17 protein-coding genes and 1 pseudogene are annotated in these 17,083 nt (G+C 38.8%); 8 read left to right on the top strand and 10 right to left on the bottom strand.

The genetic code is table 11. The features are described 5' to 3' along the window. Positions 1-95: 95 nt before the first annotated feature. The 4 genes from niaP to ACS125_RS05025 all read right to left on the bottom strand — a co-directional run bounded on the left by niaP (position 96) and on the right by ACS125_RS05025 (position 4,313). The gene (gene niaP / locus ACS125_RS05040; protein WP_174758411.1) at positions 96-1,415 is read right to left on the bottom strand and encodes a niacin transporter NiaP; all 1,320 of its coding nucleotides are present in this window, start codon (positions 1,413-1,415) and stop codon (positions 96-98) included. A gap of 79 nt (positions 1,416-1,494) precedes the next feature. Beyond that, complete coding sequence (locus tag ACS125_RS05035; protein WP_004795225.1) at positions 1,495-2,139, bottom strand: trimeric intracellular cation channel family protein; 645 nt, start codon at positions 2,137-2,139, stop codon at positions 1,495-1,497. Positions 2,140-2,184: 45 nt separating this feature from the next. Next, positions 2,185-2,649, bottom strand: coding sequence for a YchJ family protein (locus ACS125_RS05030; RefSeq protein ID WP_443270883.1), 465 nt, complete (start codon positions 2,647-2,649; stop codon positions 2,185-2,187). A gap of 71 nt (positions 2,650-2,720) precedes the next feature. Further along, on the bottom strand, positions 2,721-4,313 hold the full coding sequence (locus ACS125_RS05025; RefSeq protein ID WP_443270881.1) for a TerC family protein: 1,593 nt from the start codon (positions 4,311-4,313) through the stop codon (positions 2,721-2,723). Between the two features lie 326 nt (positions 4,314-4,639). On the opposite strand from ACS125_RS05025, the gene ACS125_RS05020 reads away from it, so the two are divergent. The 4 genes from ACS125_RS05020 (at position 4,640) to dinB (ending at position 8,719) form a co-directional block, all read left to right on the top strand. After that, complete coding sequence (locus ACS125_RS05020; protein WP_311076288.1) at positions 4,640-5,263, top strand: LOG family protein; 624 nt, start codon at positions 4,640-4,642, stop codon at positions 5,261-5,263. Between the two features lie 171 nt (positions 5,264-5,434). Next, positions 5,435-6,826, top strand: a complete 1,392-nt coding sequence (gene mdtD, locus ACS125_RS05015; protein ID WP_443270878.1) for a multidrug transporter subunit MdtD — start codon at positions 5,435-5,437, stop codon at positions 6,824-6,826. Positions 6,827-6,903: 77 nt separating this feature from the next. Continuing rightward, a complete protein-coding gene (locus ACS125_RS05010) occupies positions 6,904-7,662 on the top strand; it encodes a glycoside hydrolase family 25 protein (protein ID WP_443270876.1) in 759 nt (252 codons plus the stop codon). A 1-nt stretch (position 7,663) separates the two neighbouring features. Continuing rightward, on the top strand, positions 7,664-8,719 hold the full coding sequence (gene dinB / locus ACS125_RS05005; RefSeq protein ID WP_144735539.1) for a DNA polymerase IV: 1,056 nt from the start codon (positions 7,664-7,666) through the stop codon (positions 8,717-8,719). A gap of 4 nt (positions 8,720-8,723) precedes the next feature. Here the strand turns inward: dinB and ACS125_RS05000 are convergent. Next, positions 8,724-8,840, bottom strand: a pseudogene (locus ACS125_RS05000) (hypothetical protein). Positions 8,841-8,946: 106 nt separating this feature from the next. Further along, a complete protein-coding gene (locus ACS125_RS04995; protein ID WP_238612791.1) occupies positions 8,947-9,765 on the bottom strand; it encodes a hypothetical protein in 819 nt (272 codons plus the stop codon). A gap of 161 nt (positions 9,766-9,926) precedes the next feature. Here ACS125_RS04995 and ACS125_RS04990 point away from each other — a divergent pair, with 161 nt between their 5' ends. Continuing rightward, on the top strand, positions 9,927-10,280 hold the full coding sequence (locus tag ACS125_RS04990) for a RidA family protein (protein WP_174730889.1): 354 nt from the start codon (positions 9,927-9,929) through the stop codon (positions 10,278-10,280). 147 nt (positions 10,281-10,427) lie between these two features. Here the strand turns inward: ACS125_RS04990 and ACS125_RS04985 are convergent, their stop codons facing one another. The 4 genes from ACS125_RS04985 to ACS125_RS04970 form a co-directional block, all read right to left on the bottom strand. Next, positions 10,428-10,928, bottom strand: coding sequence for a DUF2726 domain-containing protein (locus ACS125_RS04985; protein WP_004795239.1), 501 nt, complete (start codon positions 10,926-10,928; stop codon positions 10,428-10,430). 314 nt (positions 10,929-11,242) lie between these two features. Further along, the gene (locus ACS125_RS04980) at positions 11,243-13,624 is read right to left on the bottom strand and encodes a YgiQ family radical SAM protein (protein WP_416662424.1); all 2,382 of its coding nucleotides are present in this window, start codon (positions 13,622-13,624) and stop codon (positions 11,243-11,245) included. Positions 13,625-13,836: 212 nt separating this feature from the next. Beyond that, complete coding sequence (locus ACS125_RS04975) at positions 13,837-15,096, bottom strand: esterase-like activity of phytase family protein (protein WP_238612789.1); 1,260 nt, start codon at positions 15,094-15,096, stop codon at positions 13,837-13,839. A gap of 147 nt (positions 15,097-15,243) precedes the next feature. Then, a complete protein-coding gene (locus ACS125_RS04970) occupies positions 15,244-15,648 on the bottom strand; it encodes a helix-turn-helix domain-containing protein (protein ID WP_004795245.1) in 405 nt (134 codons plus the stop codon). Between the two features lie 81 nt (positions 15,649-15,729). Between ACS125_RS04970 and ACS125_RS04965 the strand changes: the two genes are divergently transcribed. Genes ACS125_RS04965 through ACS125_RS04955 form a run of 3 tightly spaced genes read left to right on the top strand, consistent with a single transcriptional unit; the run spans position 15,730 to position 17,017 of the window. Beyond that, positions 15,730-16,215, top strand: coding sequence for a DUF2938 domain-containing protein (locus ACS125_RS04965; RefSeq protein ID WP_353158392.1), 486 nt, complete (start codon positions 15,730-15,732; stop codon positions 16,213-16,215). 18 nt (positions 16,216-16,233) lie between these two features. After that, positions 16,234-16,800 carry a flavodoxin family protein gene (locus tag ACS125_RS04960; RefSeq protein ID WP_443270871.1) on the top strand — a complete coding sequence of 189 codons (567 nt, stop codon included), beginning with the start codon at positions 16,234-16,236 and terminating at the stop codon, positions 16,798-16,800. Between the two features lie 4 nt (positions 16,801-16,804). Next, on the top strand, positions 16,805-17,017 hold the full coding sequence (locus tag ACS125_RS04955; RefSeq protein ID WP_151964581.1) for a DUF2798 domain-containing protein: 213 nt from the start codon (positions 16,805-16,807) through the stop codon (positions 17,015-17,017). Positions 17,018-17,083: the final 66 nt, after the last annotated feature.

Here is a 17,083-nt window from a genome sequence, read left to right as displayed (position 1 = left end):
TATGTTACAGACACAAGAGGGAGTCTGTCACCTGAGCGTCAAATTATGTCTCATCTCTCTATATTTTTAGTTACTTGCTATAAAGTTAGGCAAAATTACAAGCCTATCGACTCTAGTCTTTTCCCTTGGGTTTCTTCACCTAATATTAAAATTACAGCTGCGACCAAAAGTAAAACAACAGTAAACATCATAAAAACATGGCTAAACCCATGCTTTGCAACCATCATATGGGTAACCACAATCGGCGCCAAAATTCCGCCTAAACGCCCCATTGCCGATGCCCAGCCCGAACCAAAAGCCCGAATATTGGCTGGATATTGTTCTGGCGTATAGGTATATAACACTCCCCATGCCCCTAAATTAAAGAATGACATGAGACAGCCCCAAAACATAATGCTATTTACGCTGTGGGCTTGTCCAAAGAAATATGCAGACAGTGCACAAAACCCAATAAATGAAGCGAGAGTAATTTTTCTACCCAATCGTTCTACAAACCATGCCGCTGCCAAGTAGCCCGGTAGTTGCGCCAAAATCATCAGCAAAACATATTCAAAAGATTTAACAATGTCATAGCCTTGTTTCACCAATAAACTTGGCAACCACGTAAAGATACCGTAGTAGGAATATACGATTCCAAACCAGATCAGCCAGAGCATTAAACTACGGCGTGCAAAAGGGCCACTCCAAAGTTGTTTAAAAGAGACCTTTTGTTGTATAGCGACAGGCACAACTTCAATATGATGAACGATTTGGACACCCGCCTGAGCTTCTAGTTTTTGTACTAAAGCATGCGCTTCTTCGATGCGGCCACGGTTAATCAGGTACGGTATCGACTCAGGGAGTTTTTTCCAAATCACTAGAATATAAATCAGAGGGAGGCCGCCCATCAGAAATGCGATATGCCAGCCAAATTTAGGAATAATAAAATAAGAAATTAACGCCGCAACTAACCAGCCTAAACCCCAAAAACTTTCAAGTAATACAATAAAACGACCGCGTACATGTGAGGGTATATATTCACTCACCAATGTCACTGCAACAGGTAATTGCCCGCCAAGTCCAAGACCAACAATAAAACGGAAAATCAATAACCATTTCAAATCTGGAGCAAATGCACATAAGGCAGTCGCGATACTATAAATTGCCATAGTCGTAGCAAATATTGTCTTTCGACCAAACCGATCGGCTAAGGCTCCCGAGCAAACCGCTCCAATAGCCATTCCTACAAAGCCAATACTCACAATCCAACCGCTTTGGGCTGGGGTTAATGCCCAGTCTTTAACAAGCGTTGTCATGATAAAAGCAATGATACCGGTGTCCATCGCATCAAACATCCAACCTAAACCAACCACCCACAATAAAGTGTAGTGGAATTTGCCAATTGGAAGATTTTGTATACGTGAAACCAGATCCATAAGAAAACTCTACTGGAAAGAATAAGTGAGCAAGACAATATTTAATTGTTATAGCATGCTCACATCGCATTCTGCATGATTAATGTTCATCGGTTGATGAAGCTGATTCTGCATCGTCATCTTTATAAATAAACTTAGGCATTTCTAAGCCGAAATAGATCGCAATTAGACGCAGAGTAAAACCGAAAATTAAGGTTGAAATAACAGTTAACTCTAAACTGAATCCCAAATCTAAGCATACCCAATAGCAAATGACCGCTACAAAAGAAATACTCGCATAAAGTTCGCGACGGAAAACGAACGGAACATCGTTACATAAAATGTCACGCAAAATACCGCCAGAAACTCCAGTTAACACCCCTGCTACTGCCGATACGACAAAACCATGCCCCATTTGTAAAGCAATCTGACAACCAATAATGGTAAATCCAATTAGACCTAAGGCATCGAGCACCAAAAAGATGTTATGTAAGTGACGCATCCATTTGGCAATAATGATTGTGACAAATGCAGCACAACAAGTCAGAACTAAATATTCAGGATGTTTTACCCAAGTTAAAGGATAGTGACCAAGTAATACATCACGTACCGACCCGCCTCCTAAGGCAGTCACACAGGCAATCAGTACGACACCGAACCAGTCCATACTCCGTCGCCCAGCAGACAATGCACCTGTCATGGCTTCGGCAGTAATCGCAATAATATAAATAACGGTGAGTAACATTGCCCTTTCCCTCAGGCCAAACGGTGCGCGTATTTTAAGATAAAGTTATAGGAATTGTGCACAGCATTGTTTAAATTTTTTTCCAGAGCCACATATACAAGGCTGTTTCATCGTGACCTGCATATCTACAGTGGGATCAAGAAAAAACCATTGTTGTTGATATACAAAATGTGAAATCTCATGATGAACCTGAGCTTTTTGTCCATCATGATAATGTGCCTTGAATTCAACCTGTGCATGGGTTTTATCTAGTTTTTCTTTGACATTAACGACTTCTAAACCCAACCATTGATTTTGTTTGCTCCAGTCTGCAATAGCCTCTTTATCAAGTTCAGTTTGCTGGCCTAAAGCGGTTGTTTTCACAATATAATCAATTTGCTGCAATGCAAAAGCACTATAACGCGAACGCATAAGCTGCTCTGCTGTCAGGGCTTTTGCTGTGCCTAAATGTAAAGGCTCACAACATTCTGCATAGCTGCCTTTTCCACATGGACAAGTGTGTTGAGTCATTCTGTGTTTCTCAAATAAAAAATAGCTCAGAGTTGAGCTATTTTATGATGTTTCTAGGCTTAAAATATCATTTAATCTTTTGATTCATCTTGTTCGATAGAAACAATATGAACTTTCTCGATTTTATGACCTTCCATCGTAATCACTTCAAAGCGATAACCATCTGCTTCAACAGCTTCACCATTTTCTGGTAAGCGACCTAAATGGAATAACAAATAACCTGACAAAGTTGAATACTGTTCACTTTCATCAACCAAATCACGACCTAATAAAAGAGATACGTGGCGAATATCCGTTGAACCTTCAAGTATTAATGAGCCATCTGCCAAGCTCTCAGCTGCTGCATCCAGCTCATCTTCATCGGGGAATTCACCAGCAATGGCTTCTAAAATATCAATTGGTGTTGCAATACCTTCAATTGAACCGTATTCATTTAAAACGATTGCCATTTGTAATGGTGCTTGACGTAATTGCTCCATCACCATCAGTACTTGAGCATTTTCATGCACAATGACAGGTTCACGTAAATGCTTTTCGAAATCAACCACGCCTGTTTCAATAAAGCCGTTTAAAACTTTATGTGTTAATGCGATACCCTCAATATTATCAAGCTCACCACGTGCAACAATCAAACGAGAGTGTGTCATTGACATTAAGCGTTCTTTTAACACTTCAGGTTCGTCATCTAAATTAATCCATTCAAGTTCAGGTCGTGGAGTCATAACAGACTTTACAGGACGTTCTGATAAACCAAGAACACCTTGCACAAGCACACTATGATAAGCGCCATTTTCTTCGTCAAAGACTTCATCTGCAAAAGCTTGTGTCGCTAATACGTCTTCTTTATCAGAAGATTGTGTATCTGAGCTAGAACCACTGCTTTTACTTCCTAACATACGTAAAACTGCGGAGGCAGTGCGATAACGCAAGTCTGTGGTTGTAACCAGCTTTTCCTGATTGCGACGCATGCTCTGATTGATAACTTCCACCAAAACTGAGAAGCCAATTGCAGCATATAAGTAGCCCTTCGGAATATGGAAACCAAAACCTTCCACAACCAAAGAGAAACCAATCATCATCAAGAAACCAAGACACAGAATAACGACTGTTGGATGCTTATTGACAAAGTCCATGAGGGGTCTTGATGCCCACAGCATAATACCCACAGCAACAATCATCGCCAACATCATGACGCTCTTGTCTTTGACCATTCCTACTGCAGTAATCACGCTGTCTAAAGAGAACACAGCATCAAGCACTACAATCTGGACAATGACCATCCAGAATGCAGCATGAACTGGATTTTCTTCTTTTTGTAATTGTTTGCCTTCCATTCGTTCATGCAATTCCATGGTGCCTTTAAAGAGCAAGAACACACCACCGAATAATAGAATCAAATCACGACCAGAAAAAGGATGATCAAAAATATGGAAAAGTGGCTGGGTTAACGTAACTACCCAAGCGATAGCAGCCAACAAGAGCATACGCATGCCCAAGGCTAATAATAATCCCAGCTTTCGAGCCTTGCCTCTCTGCTCTGGCGGCAGTTTTTCGGCCAAAATAGCGATGAAAACGAGGTTATCGATCCCCAATACAATTTCAAGAACGATTAAAGTTGCTAAACCCACCCAAGCAGAGGGATCAGACATCCATTCAAAGATCATCGATCCTGCTCCTGTGCTGATTGGATTTTATCTTTATTTGGCAACACAGCAGGCATGCCCATACAAAGGAGGGAAAATGTTTTTTTAGGACAAGAAATTAAAACGGAGCGACTACAACCACTACCCATATTTGTTCATATGTTGTTAAACGAATTTTTAGTATAGGCAAGATTTAATAGAAATTCATCATTTTTATTTGTTCATGACGGGCATTCACCAAACCCATACAAAACATGAATCTTTCTTATAAATCTGCTTATAAAGTTGTCATATCTTTGGCTTAGTGTAGACAAGAAATATGAACGTGATAAGGTGAAAATAAAGCAATGAATAGCGTATTAACAATGGCAGTAAATGATTCATCTATAACAGCTGTAAAAACAAAACAACCTCTTATTGCATTATATTGTGGTTCACGTGTAGGAAATAATCCAATCTATCGAGAAAAAGCAATTGAGCTCGCTCGTGGAATTGCTGAGCAAGGCTTTGGTTTGGTCTACGGCGGTGCAAGCATTGGCTTAATGGGACAAGTAGCCGACAGCGTACTCGAAAATGGCGGTGAAGCTGTCGGTGTCATTCCTGATTTTATGCTTAACTATGAAGAAGCACACTCAAGATTAACCGAATTACACGTAGTAGAAACCATGCATGAGCGCAAAGCCATGATGGCTGAACGTGCAAGTGCATTTGTTGCATTACCGGGTGGTTTAGGAACATTCGAAGAAATATTGGAAATAGCCACGTGGGGCCAACTTAACCAACATCAAAAACCCATGATTTTGTATAACGTAAATGGCTTTTATAATGCATTGATTGCCCAACTAGACCATGCGGTTCAAGAAGGTTTTCTTCCCCTTCAGCACCGAGCTAAATTAATTGTATGTGATGATGTCGATCAAATTTATAACGTCATTAAAAATTTAAAAATGCCGAAAAGATTTGTTGTTTAGTTATCCACCTACTCTCCATAAAAAAGCGGCTCTGCCGCTTTTTTCGTTTTAACTATTTTCACCGCTACCTTCAAAAGCACTTAGATTTATTAAAGGGGTATTCAACATTGTCTTACTTTTTTTACTTTCAATTTGTTTTACACTAGACCAAAACGTTAACTTTCAAATGTTATGAATGCCACGCCGACTCACCAAGCCTTGCAACCTGAATATCGCTTACTCGTACTTTTGGTTTCCATTGGCTTTTTTATGCAGGCTTTGGACACAACAATTGTAAATACAGCTATTCCTGCAATGGCTCACCATTTAAATGAAGACCCTCTACGCATGCATAGCGTAGTAGTGGCCTATGTATTATCAGTAGCCGCCTGCATTCCTTTAAGTGGATGGTTAGCAGACCGCTTTGGTGTTAGAAATATTTTCTTATCGGCAATCGTTATTTTTACTTTGGCCTCTTTAGGTTGTGGTCTTTCTCAGAGCCTCAATGAACTCTTATTTTTCCGAGTCATCCAAGGCGTAGGTGGAGCTTTACTACTTCCTGTTGGGCGATTATCCCTTTTAAAGATTATTCCCCGAACTCAGTTTTTAGCTGCAATGAGCTTAATGAGTCTTGCAGGTTTACTCGGGCCGTTGGCTGGCCCAACTTTAGGTGGCTGGTTAGTTGAAGTTGCAACTTGGCACTGGATTTTCCTGATTAATATTCCCATGGGTATCTTAGGCATCTTAATGACATTAAAAGTGATGCCTAATTTAAAAGAGCCTTCAGTCAAAACATTTGATTTAGGTGGCTTCATCTTATTAGTGGTAGCCATGATTGGATGGTCTTTGGGTATCGAACATTTAGCCTCACCTGAATATTCTAAATGGTTCAGTATTTCGCTATTAATCGTCGGCATAATCGCAACGCTTTGGTATGCCTATCACTCACATACTCATCAAAATGCGTTGTTCCGTAGCCGACTTTTTAGAAACAAAATTTATGCGATTGGTATTTTAGGTAATTTCTTTGCCCGCTTTGGTGGTAATGCCTTACCTTTTGTTTTACCGCTCATGTTACAGGTGGCTTTTGGCTTTGAACCTTTCATAGCCGGTTTAATGATGATCCCTTTGGTCTTAGGCTCATTATTTTCAAAGCCAATTGTCAGACCCATTATTCAAAAGATTGGCTATCGACGTTTTTTACTCATCAACACAACACTGGTCGGGCTATGTATTGCCTCTTTCGCCATCATGACAGTCGACACTCCAACTTGGTTTAGAGCCTTACACTTTTTCTTATTTGGCACATTAAATTCACTGCAATTTGTGGGTATGAACACATTGACCTTAAAAGATCTGCCTCAACAAGATGCAAGTAGCGGTAATAGTTTTTTATCGATGATCATGATGCTATCAATGAGTATTGGCGTAGCACTCGCGGGCACTCTCATTAATATCTTTACTAATTATTATGGAGCTGACCATGTGACCACTGCATTCCATGTCACTTTAATTTGCCTCGGCTGTATTAATGTCATTACTGCGCTTATCTTTTGGCAAATTCCAAAAAATACGCCTGTGTAAGCAGTTGCATTTTTAACATGGTTTCTCATTCACGAATCACGCTATGATGTGAGCTTCATATTGATACTGAGTTTTGCATGACCAAGCTGGCAAAAACCTTTTCTGCACCACGCTACAACACCCTCATTGGGATTGTTTTAGCTTGTGTTATGGGGGTTCTCACTTACTTCGGTCTGTTCTACCAACAAAAAGCAATTGCTCAAGATTATCCGGTTCAAGGCTTTGATGTTTCTCATCATCAAGAAAATATTAACTGGAAAAAAATATCACCCCAAAAATTTCAGTTCGTCTATTTAAAAGCGACCGAAGGTGGTGATTATAAAGATCCAAAATTTCAAGAAAACTGGTTAAAAGCACGCGAACATGGCTTTTATGTTGGGGCTTATCATTTTTACCGTTTATGCCGCGATGGCAAAACACAAGCTGAAAATTTTATTGCAACCGTACCCAACAAACCTGATGCCCTTCCTCCTGTTATCGATCTGGAATATGACGGCAACTGTATTAATGCGCACACCAAAGAACAATTACTTAAAGAAATAGGCATCATGCATGACCGCCTAAAACAGCATTATGGCAAACAGCCTATCTTTTATATTTCCAAAACTTTTTACCACATTGTGTTAATAGGAAGTTTCCCTAATACCCCACTTTGGGTCAGAGATTACGAAGGAAAACCTGAGCTGAAGGACAAGCGAAAATGGCTCTTTTGGCAGCATAGTAATCAGGGTAAAATTGAAGGGATAATAAAGCCCGTAGACTTAAATGTTTATGAGGGTTCAGTCAAAGAATGGCACCAATTCTTACAGCAGCGAGGCATCGTGAAAGCACAATAATATGCGCAAAATCATTCATATCGATATGGATGCCTTTTATGCATCAGTCGAATTGCGAGAGCGTCCTGATCTAAAGCATCTCCCTGTGGTTATTTCATCTCATCATCCGCGAGCTGTGATTGCTGCTGCATCTTATCCTGCCCGCGAATTTGGTTTACGTTCAGCCATGTCGATGACTCAGGCAAGAAAACTATGCCCTCAAGTCGTTATTATTGAGCCAAATTTTGAAAAATATCGTACAGTCTCCGCTCAAATTCACTCGATCTTTCAGCAATATACTCTGCTTATTGAACCTTTATCGCTTGATGAAGCTTATTTAGATGTCACTGAAAATCTAAAACAGATTGCGAGTGCAACCGAAGTTGCGATGCATATTCGGGAAGATATTTTTCGGTTAACTGGACTAACTGCATCGGCGGGTGTGGCCCCTAATAAATTTTTGGCAAAAATTGCTTCAGATTGGAATAAACCGAATGGCTTATGTGTAATTAAACCTTCTCAGGTTGCTACTTTTATTCAAGATCTGCCACTTAAAAAGATTCCTGGCGTCGGTAAAGTCACTCAGGAAAAATTACAGCAACTTCAACTGCATACTTTGGGCGATTTACAGAAAATTGAAGAAGCTGTTTTAGTTCACCACTTTGGTAAATATGGACAACAACTCTACCTATATGCACAAGGAATTGATCATAGACCTGTTCAAGCTGAAAGAGCTCGCCAACAAATTTCGAAAGAGACAACTTTCGATAGTGACTTTACTTTAGTTCAATGTCAGCCCTATTGGCAGGGACTAGCCGAAAAAGTTTGGCAAAGCTTAGAGAAAAAACAGCTCAATGCACGTGGTGTGAATATTAAGCTTAAGCTCAAGAATTTTCAGACTTTACAACATAGTAAAAGCTTTAAAAGACCAATCCAGTCGCTACAGGACTTAATTCAAGTTTTATTTTTATTATTAAATGAAATGCAGATTCCTGAACATTTTCAGTTTCGCTTAATTGGTATAGGAGTTTATCAATTACAAACCCAAGCGGATGACTTCCAGCTTAACCTCTGGTAGTTGATTAATTTTCACCCAAAAGAGCAACTTTTAAACAAAATAGACTCCCTTTTACTAAGACTTTAGAGTAACCTAATCAACGCATCTTCATTACCCATGTATTTGCAACATGCCAAAGCAACCTTTACTTTCGGCATATCGTCCTGTGATTGGCGTGACGACCAAATCCGAATATTACAGGGCACAAATGTGCCCTTTTATTATAATTTATTCTTTAATAAAAACATTTATATATTACAGTCCTGTTTGGTCATTTTAATTTTAGTTAATGGTACATTATCTTTATATAAATACTTTAAATTAAGTTGCGCTCCTTTATTTAATAATTCTTTCATTTTTATATTATTGCAAACACCTTTAACAATTTCAGGAACACCATTAACTTCCATTGCTTGTACCCATTCAGTAGGCATATCCACAGACGTTATATGAATCAGACGATAATTCAACGTTAATTCTTTCCCTTGGGCCTCAACATGCTCTAAATTTGTTTCTCGATCTACTTGCATAGGCAAGTTTTTATTGATTATCTTGGCCCCAAAAGTTAACTGTAGCGGCAAATCATCCTTAATACTTTCTTTACACAAATTCTGAGGGACACTTGTAGAATATTCCTCTGTAATATATAACTGTTTATCCACCCCACGAGAAACCACCATATAGTAATCACGATCTGTAAAACAGTTATTAGTGCTATATCTCGTCGCTGAAATCTTTGCAGAATTTTGACTTCTCGTCACTTTCACATCACTATAGTTAGATGTATATCCCAGCTTTTGAAGCATTTCTTGATTTTCTAAAAATAGTTCTTTTAATTTTTTCCCAGACATACTCATGCTTTGTTCAATACCATCTGGTGTGATTTGTTTTTGATGAAGTTTGGCATTGTCTGCATAGAGTTCCATTCCTTTCGGATCACTCTCATTCGACAACTGTTTATATTTTTCAAAGAACAATATATATTCTTGATCAGGATTTATAGCATGCGTTATTGTTGTCATTCCCACTAATCCTCCCAATATAATAATCTCTATTTTTTTTCGCATGGTCATGTCCAATATATTATTTTATTCAATGCAGATATTAGCAATTTATAATAAATCTTGTCATTAATTAATTATAGCCACCAATATCAACTAAAAAAATTCCACTGCTTAATTCAATCAAGTACAATCTTTTCTATTGTTTTTTAAATCAGGTAAAGCTTATGTCCGTGCAGCGTTTACACGTGACTTCACGCTACTGCGAAGTTGCGATTTCAGGTAATTTAGTACACTTAGCTGGCCAACTCGCAGATGATACAAGCGTCGATGTTACAGCACAGACTCAACAAACTTTAGATAATATTGACCGTCTATTGGCAGAAGCTGGAACAGATAAAACCCATATTCTTTCTGTTATGATTTTTCTAAAAGATATCGACAAAGATTATGCAGCAATGAATGCTGTTTGGGATGCATGGATTAGTGAAGGACATCCACCAGCACGTACTTGTGTAGAATCCAAACTTTATGCACCAGACGTGCTTGTAGAAATGACGGTAGTTGCAGTACTTCCATAATTTTTATAAATATAAAGTGAAACTAAATTGAGCAATATCTCTAGTTATATTGCTCAATTTTTTAGTAGTTTTAACATTTTTAATGTCAGCATGTTATTAAGATCCTCTTTAATGAGTTCTCTAATCAATTGCTATAATCTCTAATTTTTAAGACTTCACAAACGCATTTGACATTCGTTCTAGTTGCGGCGTTGCATGTAAAATTGCCATCTCTGTTTCTGGAGTCAATAAGTCCCTTCTTAGATCGTGATAATCAGGCACCTCACTGTAATGAAGCACACGATAGCCAGCCAGTTGTAATAGACGACGTTCATATTGTTGATGCGCTCGGCGTAAACCACTTTCTCCAAGAACAACCACTACAACAACCTGATAATTTTGATCAAGCACAACAAAATCAGCCGCCATATTTTGATATTTTCGACGTGTATGCGCATATTTTGTAGTTAATAATGCATCAAACGATACATGTGCCAACACGGTAAATTTAGGCAAAACTGTTTGTAGTCTGGTTAATGTCATTTGCTCATGACTGGTTAAGACTGCACGGCGCTTCAAGGCACTATCATGTTGATGCCTTCGCGAAAGACTTTTCACTGCCATTACAACAGCCAGAAATAATAATAAGATCGTGATTAAATAGTACATGGGTCCAATCCTTTAGGTTTTTTATAATGATTTTGCTAGATCACACTTTGTTTTAATTGATAACGACAGAGCCGTTTTTTAAAAGGTTCACTTAGTAATTTCACTTGTAGTTATCAAGCTTGGCTTAAATTTAGCCACCCTCACATTATTTATAATCATAGAATCTACAACAATCAAGTGCAGCTCGTCAGATTTTTGCTATTTATCATTATTCGTTACGTTTTTCGTACTTTTAATCTTCAAAAATCTCATTATACGATTTAAATAGACACTTTAAAAACAAAACAGGCTCTATTTAAGAGCCTGTTTTATCACTATCCACGAACCTTGCTTTTAGGTTTACTTTTTCCACCAAATGGTCTTTTCTCACCGGTTTCACGAGGAGGTAAACCAGTGTGTTGGGTTAGAACCTGGCCTTTTTGTGGACGTTTTTGCCCTGCTGCTGAACGAGATTGCCCCTGACCACGTTTTGCTGAATCACCCGCTACAGAAGAGTTCTTCTTACGTGCCGACTTATATTCACCTTCAGCAGTACCTTGTGGCTGATAGGTTGGAATTAAATGCTGCTTTGAATTACCAATTAAATCTGCACGGCCCATTTCTTTTAAAGCTTCACGAAGCAATGGCCAGTTGTTTGGATCATGGTAACGTAAGAATGCTTTATGCAAACGACGGCGTTTCTCACCTTTTACAATATCAACTTTTTCAGTATAGCGAGCTACTTTAGCAAGCGGGTTTTTGCCCGAATAATACATGGTCGTTGCAGTTGCCATTGGCGATGGATAGAACGTCTGTACCTGATCGGCACGGAAACCATTCTTTTTCAACCAAATTGCAAGGTGCATCATGTCATAATCTGAAGTACCCGGATGTGCTGCAATAAAGTAAGGAATTAAGTATTGCTCTTTTCCTGCTTCTTTACTGAAACGATCAAACATTTGTTTGAAACGATCATACGTACCAATACCCGGCTTCATCATCTTAGATAAAGGACCATTTTCGGTATGTTCAGGAGCAATTTTTAAATAACCGCCAACGTGGTGTTGTACCAGCTCTTTGACATATTCAGGGTTTAGTACGGCAAGGTCATAACGTAAACCTGAACCAATCAGAATCTTCTTCACGCCTTTAATTGCACGTGCCTTACGATAAAGCTGCACTAAAGGGGCATGATCGGTATGCAAGTTTTGACAAACGCCTGGATATACACAAGAAGGTTTACGACAGTTCTTCTCAATTTCAGGATCTTTACAATGCAAACGGTACATGTTTGCCGTTGGACCACCTAAATCTGAAATAATACCTGTGAAGTTAGGTGCAGTATCACGGATTTTTTCAATCTCACGTAAGATCGAATCTTCCGAACGGTTTTGAATAATACGACCTTCATGTTCTGTAATCGAACAGAATGTACAGCCGCCAAAACAGCCACGCATAATGTTGACCGAGAATTTGATCATATCAAATGCAGGGAAACGAGCATCGCCATAAGTAGGATGTGGCAAACGTGCATATGGAAGATCAAACACATAGTCCATTTCCTCAGTGGTTAGAGGAATTGGTGGAGGATTGATCCAGACATCACGTTCACCATGGCGTTGAACCAAAGCACGGGCATTACCCGGATTAGTTTCAAGGTGCAAAATACGGTTTGCATGCGCGTAAAGCACGTGATCATTTGACACCTCTTCAAAAGAAGGTAAACGAATTACCGCTAACTCACGTGGAGGTAACTTGTGTTTAATTGCTTTTGATGGTGCCGGTTTTAATTGAACGATTTGAGTGTCGTCATCTAGTTTGTCGCCTTCACGCACAATCGGGTTTGCAACAATCTCTTTCTGGAAATCTTGATACTGAGCTAGTGAGTTGCCTTTTTCTTTTTCAACCTCACAGCCATCAATATCTTCAGTCATGACATATGGGTTAATAATTGGATCAACACGTCCAATCGTATCTACATCATTACTCGCAACTTCAACAAACTTTGCTTTTGATGCTTTGTTATGTTTATTAATAATAAATGCTGTACCACGAACATCAGTAATCTCGTGGATTTTTTCACCTTTAGCCAAACGATGCATCACATCAATAATGGCACGCTCACCATTACCATACATGAGTAAATCAGCTTTTGAATCCATCAAAATCGAACGACGAACTTTATCTGACCAATAATCGTAGTGAGCAATACGACGTAAACTACCTTCAATACCACCTAATAACACAGGTACGTCTGGAAATGCTTCACGACAACGTTGACAATATACTGTTGCTGCACGGTCAGGACGTTTATTTGGTTCATTGTTTGGTGAATATGCATCATCAGAACGGATTTTACGATCTGCCGTATAACGGTTAATCATCGAATCCATATTACCTGCGGTTACACCCCAAGCAATTGTTGGCTTACCTAAAACGCGGAAGCTTTCAACATTGGTCCAATCTGGCTGCGCAATAATTCCGACACGGAAACCTTGTGCTTCAAGTACACGCCCAATCACACCCGATACAAATGATGGGTGGTCAATATAAGCATCACCACAGACTAAAATAAAGTCACATGCATCCCAGCCGAGTTGGTCCATTTCTTCTCGTGACATCGGCAAAAATGGTGCGGGTTCAAAACACGACGCCCAATATTTGTCGTAATCAAACAGCGCTTTGGGCGCAGTCTGCATGGTGTAGGCAGTAGACATGGCTTGCGAATCTCGGCTAGCAGATGGAGGAGAGACATCTAAAGATGAAAGCCGATCATTTTAACATGAATTTCATTCATTTTCCCTGTTTATAAAACATGCGAAAACAATAATATAGAAATTAATTTGATTAAAGTTTACTCAATATTTTATTCTTGGAATAAATACGGCGGAATAAAATCCGCCGCAGTTTTAATTTTTATTTATAGAGCTTAAAACAAAGCTTTTGGTAAACGAATCTGAATAATCTCATTATCATCAGCCAGTTTTGCGTTACGCCCTGTCGAACCAGGGAAGTTATTATCATTGAAAACGGTAAGCGTTGTACCATTTTCAATAATCACATCTTCAATGGTTTCAAATGGGAAAGCAAAAACCTGTCCCGTACCGATATCCCCTGCTCTTGCTGTGCTATACAATAAATTCGGGTTAGCAATTTTAATTAAATCAACCAAATCTTCACGGCTTACTAGCTGACCGGACTCATGTAATTTAATACGGATTAATTTTTTATAGCCGCCTAAATTATTCTGAGTCGCATCACGTTCAATAATGATCCCTTCTTTATCATTAAAGAGTTGGAAGTCACCAATATTGGTTGCCTTGCTGTCTAACTGGAACCAATAATATTTTCCTGTATACGCTTTTTTCTTCAGGTCAAATTGAGAAATCAGTAGTTGTCTTTCTGTTTCCCGAATTGATTTAATTGGCTTTTCTATAAGAGGGTAAAGATACTGCCCGTCTGGCGAAATCGCCATTCCTTCAAAACCACCACTTTGCTGAACTAGAGGTTCTACAAAATTAATTTGTGCTTTATTAAACTGATTTTGTGGTGAACGTAATTCTTGAGTCGGGTTTAACGGATTTGGTAGAGCAATCGGTGCATCTAATAACACACCATCGGCTGAAAAATGAAGTAAATAAGGTCCAAATTCATCGCCAATCCAGTAAGTCCCATCACTAGTACGTTGCATAGACTCTGGATCAAAATCAGCGCCCGTTAATAATCGATCAGCTGTATCACCATTCACGATATTAAAAGGAATTAACTTATTTGGATCACGCAGCTGGATAAAGCTTTGCACAGTCACTTGCCCCGTGCCTTTAGCTTTAGTTTTGAAATCAGGCTTTTGTTTATAAATACGAAGTAAAAAATCTGCTGAATTATCTTGAGTCCCAAAACCATTATCAGCCATTGCCATATAACTGCCATCTTCATTTTTTAATGCAGCAGAAAAGCCTTGTACAGGTTGACCCTTAAATGGAGGATAAATTCCATTTGCACCTTTCACATATGCGCCAGAGTCTGGACCAGCTGCATAAGTTTCTACAGGTAACTTGGCAAAAGAAATTAAGGTCGGTTCGGTAACTTTTTCAGTAGGTGAAGTTTGTTCTTGATCATTATCATCATTACATGCCGTCAATCCTAAACTGGCGCAGCATAATAATGCGACTAAAGTTTTTTTGCTCATAGTTTTATACAGTTGGTAAAAAATTAAGCAAATTTAATCAATCTTATATGAAGTTTTTACTTCAAAAAGATGAAATCTTTATGGCGAAAATATGACAAACTCAACTGTTCAATACAAACACAAACTAAATGACCTCATCAAAAATAATTAAAGTTTCGTTGGCTGATATTCTCCAGCAATTGCTGCTTTCAAAAAGTTCTGGAAAGTTGGACATTCCATATGATTTTCAGCAGGACATACCGCAGCATGTTGTAATCCTTGGCTGATAAAATGCAATCGTTTAGCCATTTGCTCTAATTGTTCAGCTTTATCTTTTAGTTTTTGCCGATTGAGCTCTGGTTTACCATCTTGTCCAAACATTGTTGCGATTTCATTTAAAGAAAAACCTGCAGCACGACCTAAAGCAATGAGTGCCAGTTGATCAAGCACTTGTTTCCCATATTGCCGACGTAAACCTTGCCGCCCTATCGATTTAATTAATCCTTTCTCTTCATAAAAACGTAGTGTAGCGGTTGTGACTTTTGCCTTTTTAGCGACTTCACCAATATCCATAACAACCTCTTGACTTCAAGTGAACTTTAACTTGCACAATAAATTTATCACGTTTCAGACGTATAAAAGCAAGGTTTCAAAATGAATCTCTCCACATTGTTCTTTCAGGCTTTATGTCTCGGCATTGGCGCAACAATTATGATGGATATCTGGCTGTTAACATTAAAGATATTCAAAATTCCGACCTTAAACTTCGGCTTGCTCGGACGCTGGGTTGGTTGGATATTTAAAGGGAAACTCATCCATCAATCTATAGCCCAAAGCCCTCAAATTAAGGATGAATATTTATTAGGTTGGATTGCTCACTATAGTGTTGGGCTAATCTTTTCATTTAGCTTTCTTTTAATTGTTGGCTCAACTTGGCTTAGCCATCCTCAGTTTTATTCAGCACTACTTTTTGGTGTAGTCACCGTTCTCATTCCTTTTTTTATTATGCAACCTGCGATGGGTAGTGGTTTTGCTTCATCAAAAACCCCTCGTCCTTTTTTGAACTGCCTAAAAAGTTTGATGAACCATAGTGTTTTTGGTTGTGGCTTATATCTCACTGCAAAATTATTTCAAATTTAAATAAAGAGGAAACTGCTCATGAAAACCGTTGCCATTATTTACTTTAGTCGCCAAGGCCACACCCAATTTATTGCTCAGCAAATTCAAACTGGCATCTTGAACCATAAAGATATTAAAGTAGATTTACTCAATGCTGAACATCTTGTCGAAAACCCAGAAATCCTAATTCAATATGACGGCTTAATTTGGGGATCCCCCACTTATTTAGGGGGTGTATCTTCCAAGTTAAAACAACTCATGGATGCAACGGGTCCATTATGGAAAAAGCAGAGCTTTAAAGGAAAACTGGCGGCTGGCTTTACCGTGTCTTCCCTTCCAGCAGGTGATAAACAATCGACACTAATTTCACTTTTTACCTTTTGTATGCAACACGGCATGTTATGGATCGGCAACCCGATTGTGCCTGAGCAACACCAAGGTATTCCTTATACTCAAGCAGCCAATCGTCTAGGCTCATGGTCAGGCTTAATGGCTCAGGCTGAACATGGCAGTAATGCCGATAGGTTTGATGAAGGAGATATTAAAACTGCTCAACAATTTGGAGAAAATTTTGCATTGACCTTAAATGCTTATCAAGGAATATAAGGCCATGAAAGCACAGAAGCTTTTATTTCTGTTAATTTTATCTGGAATGATGTCTTTTATAGTTTCGGGTATTTCAACTTTTAAAGTAGTGGGGCTAAATCATCATTTCCTTTCATTGTGGGTATCGGCTTGGATTATTGCATGGATATTGGCTTTTCCAAGTGTATTGATTTGTGCGCCTATAGCTCAGAAACTTGTCGACATTGTATTTAAGTAAGTTGATCTGTAAGTTAAAACGTACAAAACTTGCGGTGATTTGCGGATATTCATCTTTAGTATTTTT

It is taken from the genome of Acinetobacter sp. PFS20 (genome assembly GCF_052261015.1).
Lineage (GTDB): Bacteria > Pseudomonadota > Gammaproteobacteria > Pseudomonadales > Moraxellaceae > Acinetobacter.
This window is presented reverse-complemented; position numbering and strand designations above follow the sequence as displayed.

Bases quoted from the DNA above. Each gene is read 5' to 3' on its own strand.
- ACS125_RS04955 (WP_151964581.1), top strand. From the start codon at position 16,805: ATGAAAGCACAGAAGCTTTTATTTCTGTTAATTTTATCTGGAATGATG.
- ACS125_RS04980 (WP_416662424.1), bottom strand. From the start codon at position 13,624: ATGTCTACTGCCTACACCATGCAGACTGCGCCCAAAGCGCTGTTTGAT.
- ACS125_RS04985 (WP_004795239.1), bottom strand. From the start codon at position 10,928: ATGTACTATTTAATCACGATCTTATTATTATTTCTGGCTGTTGTAATG.
- mdtD (WP_443270878.1), top strand. From the start codon at position 5,435: ATGAATGCCACGCCGACTCACCAAGCCTTGCAACCTGAATATCGCTTA.
- ACS125_RS04960 (WP_443270871.1), top strand. From the start codon at position 16,234: ATGAAAACCGTTGCCATTATTTACTTTAGTCGCCAAGGCCACACCCAA.
- ACS125_RS04970 (WP_004795245.1), bottom strand. From the start codon at position 15,648: ATGGATATTGGTGAAGTCGCTAAAAAGGCAAAAGTCACAACCGCTACA.
- ACS125_RS04965 (WP_353158392.1), top strand. From the start codon at position 15,730: ATGAATCTCTCCACATTGTTCTTTCAGGCTTTATGTCTCGGCATTGGC.
- ACS125_RS05025 (WP_443270881.1), bottom strand. From the start codon at position 4,313: ATGATCTTTGAATGGATGTCTGATCCCTCTGCTTGGGTGGGTTTAGCA.
- ACS125_RS04995 (WP_238612791.1), bottom strand. From the start codon at position 9,765: ATGCGAAAAAAAATAGAGATTATTATATTGGGAGGATTAGTGGGAATG.
- ACS125_RS05010 (WP_443270876.1), top strand. From the start codon at position 6,904: ATGACCAAGCTGGCAAAAACCTTTTCTGCACCACGCTACAACACCCTC.
- ACS125_RS04975 (WP_238612789.1), bottom strand. From the start codon at position 15,096: ATGAGCAAAAAAACTTTAGTCGCATTATTATGCTGCGCCAGTTTAGGA.
- ACS125_RS05030 (WP_443270883.1), bottom strand. From the start codon at position 2,649: ATGACTCAACACACTTGTCCATGTGGAAAAGGCAGCTATGCAGAATGT.
- ACS125_RS05035 (WP_004795225.1), bottom strand. From the start codon at position 2,139: ATGTTACTCACCGTTATTTATATTATTGCGATTACTGCCGAAGCCATG.
- niaP (WP_174758411.1), bottom strand. From the start codon at position 1,415: ATGGATCTGGTTTCACGTATACAAAATCTTCCAATTGGCAAATTCCAC.
- ACS125_RS04990 (WP_174730889.1), top strand. From the start codon at position 9,927: ATGTCCGTGCAGCGTTTACACGTGACTTCACGCTACTGCGAAGTTGCG.
- ACS125_RS05020 (WP_311076288.1), top strand. From the start codon at position 4,640: ATGAATAGCGTATTAACAATGGCAGTAAATGATTCATCTATAACAGCT.
- dinB (WP_144735539.1), top strand. From the start codon at position 7,664: ATGCGCAAAATCATTCATATCGATATGGATGCCTTTTATGCATCAGTC.